We start from the raw sequence: 8807 nt of genomic DNA on the forward strand, positions 1-8807 counted from the left end.
ACGTTGGCCTGATGAGGTCTGTGGGCCCGTGGGCCGGGTAACGGCGCGTCGGCGGGTCAGGCACCTGGCCGCCGGAACCGCGACCACCCGGCCGGAAACCCTTGTCGTCGAGGAACCGCTGGAGATCCGGGTCAACGGGACGCCGCTCACCGTCACCATGCGCACGCCGGGCTCGGATATCGAACTGGCGCAAGGGTTTCTGCTCACCGAGGGGGTGATCGGGGCCCGCGACGACGTGCTGGGCATCCGCTACTGCGGCGGCCTGGGCGAGGACGACACGAACACCTACAACGTCCTCGACGTCACGCTTGCGCCCGGCGTTGCGCCGCCGGACGTCGACGTCACCCGCAACTTCTACACCACGTCGTCGTGCGGGGTGTGCGGCAAGGCGTCGCTGGAAGCGGTGCGGGTCGGTAGCCGCTTTCCGGTCGGCGAGGACCCGGCCGTCGTCGCCGCGGCCACACTGAGAGCGATGCCGTCCCAATTACGTTCGGCCCAAAAGGTTTTCGACAGCACCGGCGGCCTGCACGCGGCGGCGCTGTTCGCGGCCGACGGCACCATGCTCGTCGTCCGCGAGGACGTCGGGCGGCACAACGCGGTGGACAAGGTGATCGGCTGGGCGCTGGAGCACCGGCTGGTGCCGCTGCGGGCTTCGGTGCTGCTGGTCAGCGGGCGCGCTTCCTTCGAGCTGACCCAGAAGGCCGTGCTGGCCGGCATTCCGGTGCTCGCCGCGGTGTCGGCGCCGTCGTCGCTGGCCGTCTCCCTGGCCGAGCAGTCCGGGATGACGCTGGTGGCCTTCCTGCGGGAGGACTCGATGAACATCTACGCCCGGGCGGACCGCATCACCTGACCGCCGGTTGTGGATGGGCGCGCGACTGGGGACAACCCGCCACTACGCCCCGGATGCGGCCGCGCGACGGGCAGCCTTTGTCGGGGCGCCGGTGCACCGTGGCGGCATGACGACCGAACAGACGATGACCCGGGCAGAGCTGGGGGCGCTTGGCGAGGCGCTCGCGGTGGAACACCTCACCGCCAAGGGCCTGCGGATCGTGGCGCGCAACTGGCGGTGTCGCTACGGCGAGCTCGACGTGATCGCCTGCGACGAGGCCACCCGCACGGCGGTCTTCGTGGAGGTGAAGACTCGCACCGGCGACGGGTACGGCGGGCTGCCGTACGCCGTCACCCCGCGCAAGGTCCGGCGGCTGCGCCGGCTCGCCGGCCTCTGGCTGGCCGGCCAGGACCGGCGCTGGTCGGCGATCCGCATCGACATGATTGGCGTTCGGATCGGCAGGCGCCGCACTCCCGAGATCACCCACATCTGGGGAATCGGCTGATGGCCCTGGGGCGTGCGTACTCCGTCGCGGTGCAGGGGCTCGACGGAGCGATCGTGGAGATCGAGGCCGACATCTCCTCAGGCCTGCCCGGCGTGCACCTGGTGGGGCTGCCCGACGCCGCCCTGCAGGAGTCGCGCGACCGCGTCCGGGCGGCGGTCACCAACTGCTGCAAGGACTGGCCGACATCGCGGCTCACGCTGGCGCTGTCACCGGCGACGCTGCCGAAGATGGGGTCGGTCTACGACATCGCGCTGGCGGCGGCCGTGCTCTGCGCGCAGCGCAAGAACCCGTGGGCACGGCTGGAGAAGGCGGTGCTGCTGGGCGAGCTGTCGCTGGACGGGCGGGTGCGGCCGGTGCGCGGCGTGCTGCCCGCCGTGCTGGCGGCCAAACGCGAAGGCTGGCCAACCGTTGTCGTCCCGGTCGAGAACCTGGCCGAGGCGAGCCTGATCGACGGCATCGACGTCTGGGGGGTGCGCACGCTGGGGCAGCTGCGGAAGTGGCTCGGCGGGTCCGGCTCGCTGGTCGAGAGGGTCACCGGCGGGGTCACCATCGTCGAGCCGGTCGAGGACCTGGCCGACGTGGTCGGGCAGGCGCAGGCGCGCTTCGCGGTCGAGGTGGCTGCGGCCGGGTCGCACCACCTCATGCTGACCGGGCCGCCCGGCATCGGGAAAACGATGCTGGCGCAACGGCTTCCGGGCCTGCTGCCGCCGCTGTCGGAGAGCGAGTCGCTGGAGGTCACGGCGATCCACTCGGTCGCCGGTCTGCTGTCGGGCGACACGCCGCTCATCACGCGGCCGCCGTTCGTCGCGCCGCACCACAGCTCCAGCGTCGCGGCGCTGGTGGGCGGGGGGTCGGGGATGGCGCCTCCCGGCGCCGTCAGCCGCGCGCACCGCGGGGTCCTCTTCCTCGACGAGTGCGCCGAGATCCGGGTGAGCGCGCTCGAGGCGCTGCGAACCCCGTTGGAGGACGGCGAGATCCGCCTTGCGCGGCGCGACGGGGTGGCGCGCTACCCGGCCCGGTTCCAGCTGGTGCTGGCCGCCAACCTGTGCCCGTGTGCGCCCGCCGATCCCCAGGACTGCATCTGCGCCGCGGCGACCAAGCGCCGCTACCTGGGCAAGTTGTCCGGGCCGCTGCTCGATCGGGTGGACCTGCGGGTCGAGATGTATCAGGTGCGTGCCGGGGCGTTCTCGGCCACCGACGGCGAATCGACGGCGCAGGTGCGCCATCGCGTCGCGACGGCGCGCGCTGCCGCGGCCGAGCGGTGGCGGCCATACGGGTTCGGCACCAACGCCGAGGTCAGCGGCGTGCTGCTGCGGCACCGGTTCCGGCCCGGCAATGCCGCGATGGAACCACTGCGCCGGGCGCTCGATCACGGGCTGCTGAGCATCCGCGGGCTCGATCGCACCCTGCGGGTCGCGTGGAGCCTGGCGGACCTGGCCGGCCGGGTGTCACCCGGGGTCGACGAGGTCGCCACCGCGCTCAGCTTCCGGCAAGCCGGTGCGCGGCGATGAGCGATCCGGTGTCGCGGGCGTGGGCGTACCTGTCGCGGGTGGCCGAGCCTCCCTGCGCCGAGCTCGCCGCCCTGGTCGACGCCGTCGGGCCGGAGGAGGCGGCCGAGCGGGTCCGGCGCGGGCAGATCGCGGAAGACCTGGCCAGGCACACCGACGCGCGACGCGACATCGACTGCGCGGCAGCCGATCTCGAGCTGCTGGCCCGCCGGGGCGGGCGACTGATCACGCCCGACAGTGACGAGTGGCCGATGCTCGCGTTCGCCGCGTTCGCCGCGTTCGGCGGAGCGGCCAGGGCGCGGGGCGGACCGCCGCTCGTGCTGTGGGGGCTGGGCCCGTCGACGCTGGACGAGGTCGCCCAGCGCTCGGCGGCGCTGGTCGGCACGCGCGCGTCGACCGCGTACGGCGAGCACATGGCGTCCGACCTCGCGGCCGGGCTGGTCGAACGCGACGTCGCGGTGGTCTCCGGCGCCGCCTACGGCATCGACGGCGCCGCTCACCGCGCGGCGCTGCTTTCCGAGGGTGTCACCGTCGCCGCGCTGGCCGGCGGGCTCGACATTCCCTACCCGGCGGGGCACTCCAGCCTGCTGCATCGCATCGGTCAACACGGGTTGCTCTTCACCGAATACCCGCCGGGCGTGCGGCCGGCCCGGCACCGGTTCCTGACCCGCAACCGCCTGGTCGCCGCGGTCTCGGGGGCCGTTGTGGTCGTGGAGGCGGGCCTGCGCAGCGGGGCCGCGAACACCGCCGCGTGGGCCCGCGGCCTGGGTCGGGTCGTCGGCGCGGTTCCGGGGCCGGTGACGTCGTCGGCGTCGGCGGGGTGCCACGCCCTGCTGCGGACGGGCGCCGAGCTGGTCACCCGCGCCGGTGACATCGTCGAGCTGGTCGGCCGCATCGGTGAGCTGGCGCCCGACGAACCCCGCCCGAGCACCCCGCTCGACGGGCTCGGCGAAGCCGAGCGCCGGGTCTACGAGGCGCTGCCGGGCCGCGGCGCCGCGACGGTCGACGAGATCGCGGTGGCGTCGGGACTGGTCCCCGAACGGGTGCTCGGGCCCCTGGCGATGCTCGAGGTGGCCGGGCTGGCGCAGCGCGACGAGGGCCGGTGGCGCATCGTGCGTGCGGGCCACGCTGCGGCGACGCCCCGCCTCGTATAGTCGACCGGGGGCCGGGTCTGAACAGGGAGGACAAGTGGCAGGTCGACCGCTGCAGAGTTTCGAAGTCGTCGGTACCCGGCAGCTCGCGCCGCACATGGTCCGGGTGACGCTGGGGAGCCGTCATTTCGACAGCTTCGTGCCCAGCAAATTCACCGACTCCTACGTCAAGCTGGTGTTCGTTCCCGACAACGTCGACATGGACCGGTTGCCCCACCCGTTGACGATGGACAGCTTCGCCGAGCTGCCCCCGGAGAAGAAGCCGTCGGTGCGCACCATGACGGTCCGCCACGTCGACGTCGCGGCCCGGCAGATCGAGATCGACATCACGGTGCACGGTGAGCACGGCGTCGCCGGGCCGTGGGCGGCCGCGGCCCAGCCCGGCCAGCCGATCTACCTGATGGGCCCAAGTGGCGCCTACGCGCCCGACCCGGCGGCCGACTGGCACCTGCTGGCCGGCGACGAGTCGGCCCTGCCGGCCATCTCCGTCGCGTTGGAGGCGCTGCCCGACGACGCGGTCGGCTGCGCGTTCATCGAGGTCGCGGGGCCGGACGACGAGATCCCGCTGACGGCGCCGGAGAAGGTCTCGGTCAACTGGGTCTATCGCGGCGGCCGCGCCGACCTCGTCCCCGAGGACCGCGCCGGCGACTTCGCGCCGCTCATCGAGGCCGTCACGACTTCGCAGTGGCTGCCGGGGCAGGTTCAGGTCTTCATCCACGGCGAGGCGCAGGCCGTGATGCACAACCTGCGGCCCTACATCCGCAAGGAGCGCGGGGTGAATGCGAAGTGGGCGTCGTCCATCTCCGGCTACTGGCGGCGCGGCCGCACCGAGGAGACGTTCCGGCAGTGGAAGAAGGAACTCGCCGAGGCGGAGGCCGGGGCCAAGAGGGGGCCTGTAGGTCACCTTTTCGAGCACCTGGCTAACCGCCTCGGGCGGTGAGCCTGCCGCCGATCAGCCTGCGGCGCACCCGAAGATGAACAGTGCGGCAGGGATTTTGGCGTCGGCGGGGGCGGTTGTCGTGGTGGGTTGCTTCCGCACACCTTTGCTTTGTCCTGCACGACCCAGAATTGGCCCTCCTGCTCAAACACGAAGGACGTGGGCGCACCTCTGTCTGGGGAGTCCTTGTTGGCCAATATGCCGGTGGTGACCGCCCATTCGTCGGCGCACTGGAGATCTCTGAGGGTGTAGACGTTGTCCTTGCTCTTGTCGTCCATCTCCGGCAACCGGCGGCGCGGCACGCACCGAGGCGACGTTCCGGCAGTGGAAGAAAGAGGTCGCCGAGGCCGAGGTCTAGGAACGGGTCACCTCCGCTCAGCCGACCGCGCCATGATGTCGCGGCCCCGGACCAAGCGTGTCCGGGAACCAGAGACCCAAGCCGAGGTGAACGACTTCGAGAACGAGGACTAGCACCAGAAGCCGGAAGACCCATTTCGCGGCATGGGGTCCGAGTGCCAGCCGGGCGCCGAGCAGCGCTCCGACGATGCTGCCAAGCGCGAGTAAGCACGCTGCGCGCCAGTCGATTTCACCTCTGTCCGAGAACACGGCGAGGGAGACCAGGGCTGCCACGCCAAGGGCTGTCACCTTGATCCCGTTGGCTTCCCGAATCGGAAACCGGGCGAGGAGCACCAGGACCGCAAGCGCGTAGGTGCCAGAATCGACGGCGATCAGTCCTGCCCACGCCCCAACTAGTCCCATCAGGACGAGGACAACCGGTCCCTTGTTCGGCGGGCGATCGGTCCGGTCCGCGGAAAGCCATGTCGCCGGGTTCGCGAACAACAAAAGGAGCGTGACCACTATTGCGGCGATGACCAAGTTGGTGGTGCGGCCGTCACCGAAAACCGACGCGATTGACGAACCGACAACGGCCCCCATTGCTGCGGGGATGGAAAACCGGATCGCGTCGCGCCAGAGGAGATGTCCCGCGCGGTGGAATGTCCATGCCGCCGTCGCACATCCGATGACAATCGGGAGCCGGTTCGACGCGTTTGCCACCACGGGTTCCAAGCCGATCATGATCATCACGGGTATGGTGACCGCCGATCCACTGGAAGCGGCGGTATTGAGAAATGCCGCCACAAGGCCGGCGAGGATCAGAATGAGAGAACCGGTCATGGACTCCGGCACTCCCGCGACGACACGACACTTTTTAACATGCACGCGGCGGCACGCTTTGGCGAATTGTGCAGAGATGCGCCCGAGTTGCCGTTGTCAGCGTTGATTTGGGCCTATTCGCAAATCAGACAGGATAAATGGGGATATGCACTTCGGCGACTACCAGAACGAGATCTACCTGCGCGGCCTCGGCGGGGTGGTGCCGTCGTATCCGATGGCCTTCGCCGAGTGGGAAGCCAAGGCGCAGATGGCGCTTCCGCCGTCGGTTTGGTCCTACGTCGCCGGCGGAGCCGGTGACGAGCGCACCCAGCGGGCCAACTGCGAGGCGTTCGAGCGGTGGGGCCTCATCCCGCGCATGTTCGCCGGCGCCGCGCAGCGCGACCTCTCCGTCGATCTCTTCGGCCTGACGCTGCCCGCCCCGGTGTTCATGGCCCCGATCGGTGTCATCGGCCTGTGCGCGCAGGACGGCCACGGCGACCTGGCCACCGCCCGCGCGGCCGCGGCCACCGGCGTCCCGATGGTGGCCTCGACGCTGACCGTCGACCCCATGGAGGACGTCGCCGCCGCCCTGGGCGACACGCCCGGGTTCTTCCAGCTGTATACGCCCAACGACCGCGAGCTGGCGGCGAGCTTCGTCCAGCGCGCCGAGGCCGCCGGCTTCAAGGGCATCGTCGTCACGCTCGACACGTGGGTCACCGGGTGGCGGCCGCGCGACCTCGGCACCTCGAACTTCCCGCAGCTGCGAGGCCATTGCCTGGCCAACTACACCAGCGACCCGGTGTTCCGGGCCGGCCTGCAGCGGCCGCCCGAGGAGGATCCGCAGGGGGCGGTCCTGCGCTGGGTCCAGGTCTTCGGGAATGCCCTGACCTGGGATGATCTGCCCTGGCTGCGCTCGCTGACCGACCTGCCCCTGCTGGTGAAGGGCATCTGCCACCCGGACGACGTCCGGCGGGCCAAGGACGGCGGCGTCGACGGCATCTACTGCTCCAACCACGGCGGACGGCAGGCCAACGGCGGGCTGCCCGCGCTCGACTGCCTGCCCCAGGTGGTCGAGGCGGCCGACGGGCTGCCCGTGTTGTTCGACTCGGGCGTGCGCAGCGGCGCAGACATCGTCAAGGCGCTCGCCCTGGGCGCGACGGCCGTCGGCATCGGCCGCCCCTATGCCTACGGCCTGGCGCTCGGCGGCGTCGACGGACTCGTGCACGTGCTGCGCACGATGCTCGCCGAGGCGGACCTCATCATGGCCGTCGACGGCTACCCGACCCGCAAAGATCTCACCCCGGAAACGCTTCGGCGCGTCATGTGAGTCGCGCCCGCGTCGCCTGCGACCGTTGACGGCGTGGAGGCGATCCTCGCGGAGTTCGACGACTACCTCAACCTGCAGTGCGGCCGATCGGCCCACACCCGACGCGCTTATCTGGGCGACCTGCGCTCGCTGTTCGCCTTCCTCGAGGCTCGGGGATTGGGCCTGGACGGGCTGAGCGTGCCCGTCCTGCGAGCGTGGCTGGCGTCGGCCGCGGGTTCCGGTGCGGCGCGCACGACGCTGGCCCGACGCACCTCCGCCGTCAAGGCCTTCACCGCGTGGGCCACGCGGCGCGGCCTGCTCACCACCGATCCGGCGGCACGGCTTCAGGTCCCCAAGGCCCACCGCACCCTGCCGGCGGTGCTGCGCCAGGACCAGGCCCTGCAGGCCATGATGGCCGCGAAATCCGGTGCGCAACAAGGTGATCCGCTTGCGCTGCGCGATCGGCTGATCGTCGAGATGTTGTACGCCACCGGGATCCGGGTCAGTGAGCTCTGCGGGCTCGACGTCGACGACGTCGACACCCACCACCGCGTGGTGCGCGTCCTGGGCAAGGGCAACAAGCAGCGGACCGCACCGTTCGGGCTGCCGGCCGCCGACGCGCTGCGCGCCTGGCTGGCCGACGGGCGACCGGCCCTGGCGACCGCCGAGTCGGGGGCGGCGCTGCTGCTCGGCGCGCGGGGGCGCCGGCTGGACGTCCGCCAGGCGCGCACCGTCGTGCACCAGACCGTCGCCGCCGTCGACGGCGCGCCCGACATGGGTCCGCACGGGCTGCGGCACAGCGCGGCCACGCACCTGCTCGAGGGCGGCGCCGACCTGCGCGTGGTCCAGGAACTGCTCGGCCACTCGAGCCTGGCCACCACGCAGCTCTACACCCACGTCGCCGTGTCCCGGTTGCGGGCGGTGCACGACCAGGCGCACCCCCGCGCCTGATGCGGGGACCGCGCGACACATCGGCGGGGTCCGCACAATAAATCTGCGTGAACAGGCTAAACATCGATCGGTCACCGGGCTAGCGTTAACCGTTGCCGGTGTGGGGGACTTCTGGTTTCGGCATGACGCGGGGGGTCATGGCGGTTGGGAGGTCCGATGTCAGTGGTCATCACGGCGCCGGAGGCGCTGACGGCGGCGGCCTCGCAGTTGGCCGATCTCGGGTCGGGCTTGGATGCGGCGCAGGTGACGGCGGCGGCGCGCACGGCGCGGGTGGCCGCCGCGGCTGAGGACGAGGTGTCGGCGGCCGTCGCGGAAGTGTTCGCACAGTACGCGCAGGAATTTCAGGCGCTCTCGGCGGGCGCGGCGGGGTTTCACCGGGGTTTCGTCCAGGCGTTGGCCGCCGCGGCGAGCACGTACGCGCATGCCGAGGCGGCCACCGCCTCGGCATGCGCGTACGTGCTCGCC

Annotated in this window: 9 protein-coding genes; 8 read left to right on the forward strand and 1 reads right to left on the reverse strand. The window is 71.5% G+C overall.

The annotated features are described in order from the left end of the window. Positions 1 to 28: 28 nt before the first annotated feature. The 5 genes from fdhD to GPY60_RS22635 all read left to right on the forward strand — a co-directional run bounded on the left by fdhD (position 29) and on the right by GPY60_RS22635 (position 4933). Positions 29 to 850: a formate dehydrogenase accessory sulfurtransferase FdhD gene (gene fdhD / locus GPY60_RS22615; protein WP_156689930.1), complete on the forward strand. Its 822-nt coding sequence runs from the start codon at positions 29 to 31 to the stop codon at positions 848 to 850. 106 nt (positions 851 to 956) lie between these two features. Next, positions 957 to 1334, forward strand: a complete 378-nt coding sequence (locus GPY60_RS22620) for a YraN family protein (protein ID WP_156689931.1) — start codon at positions 957 to 959, stop codon at positions 1332 to 1334. Next, a complete protein-coding gene (locus tag GPY60_RS22625; protein WP_156689932.1) occupies positions 1334 to 2845 on the forward strand; it encodes a YifB family Mg chelatase-like AAA ATPase in 1512 nt (503 codons plus the stop codon). The genes GPY60_RS22620 and GPY60_RS22625 overlap by 1 nt, the downstream gene beginning before the upstream one ends. Continuing rightward, positions 2842 to 3996 carry a DNA-processing protein DprA gene (dprA, locus tag GPY60_RS22630; RefSeq protein WP_156689933.1) on the forward strand — a complete coding sequence of 385 codons (1155 nt, stop codon included), beginning with the start codon at positions 2842 to 2844 and terminating at the stop codon, positions 3994 to 3996. Before GPY60_RS22625 ends, dprA begins: the two co-directional genes overlap by 4 nt. A gap of 34 nt (positions 3997 to 4030) precedes the next feature. After that, positions 4031 to 4933, forward strand: coding sequence for a siderophore-interacting protein (locus GPY60_RS22635; protein ID WP_156689934.1), 903 nt, complete (start codon positions 4031 to 4033; stop codon positions 4931 to 4933). Positions 4934 to 5305: 372 nt separating this feature from the next. Here GPY60_RS22635 and GPY60_RS22640 read toward each other — a convergent pair whose 3' ends face one another. After that, on the reverse strand, positions 5306 to 6106 hold the full coding sequence (locus GPY60_RS22640) for a sulfite exporter TauE/SafE family protein (protein WP_156689935.1): 801 nt from the start codon (positions 6104 to 6106) through the stop codon (positions 5306 to 5308). Between the two features lie 145 nt (positions 6107 to 6251). Between GPY60_RS22640 and GPY60_RS22645 the strand changes: the two genes are divergently transcribed. The 3 genes from GPY60_RS22645 to GPY60_RS22655 all read left to right on the forward strand — a co-directional run. After that, entirely contained in the window at positions 6252 to 7412 is a 1161-nt protein-coding gene (locus GPY60_RS22645; protein ID WP_156689936.1) for a lactate 2-monooxygenase, read from the forward strand. Positions 7413 to 7445: 33 nt separating this feature from the next. Beyond that, on the forward strand, positions 7446 to 8342 hold the full coding sequence (locus GPY60_RS22650) for a tyrosine recombinase XerC (RefSeq protein WP_156689937.1): 897 nt from the start codon (positions 7446 to 7448) through the stop codon (positions 8340 to 8342). A gap of 156 nt (positions 8343 to 8498) precedes the next feature. Continuing rightward, the coding region (locus GPY60_RS22655) for a PE family protein (protein ID WP_156689938.1) at positions 8499 to 8807 on the forward strand (309 nt) is incomplete at its 3' end.

The organism is Mycobacterium sp. Marseille-P9652 (genome assembly GCF_902652685.1).
Classification (GTDB): Bacteria; Actinomycetota; Actinomycetes; order Mycobacteriales; family Mycobacteriaceae; genus Mycobacterium.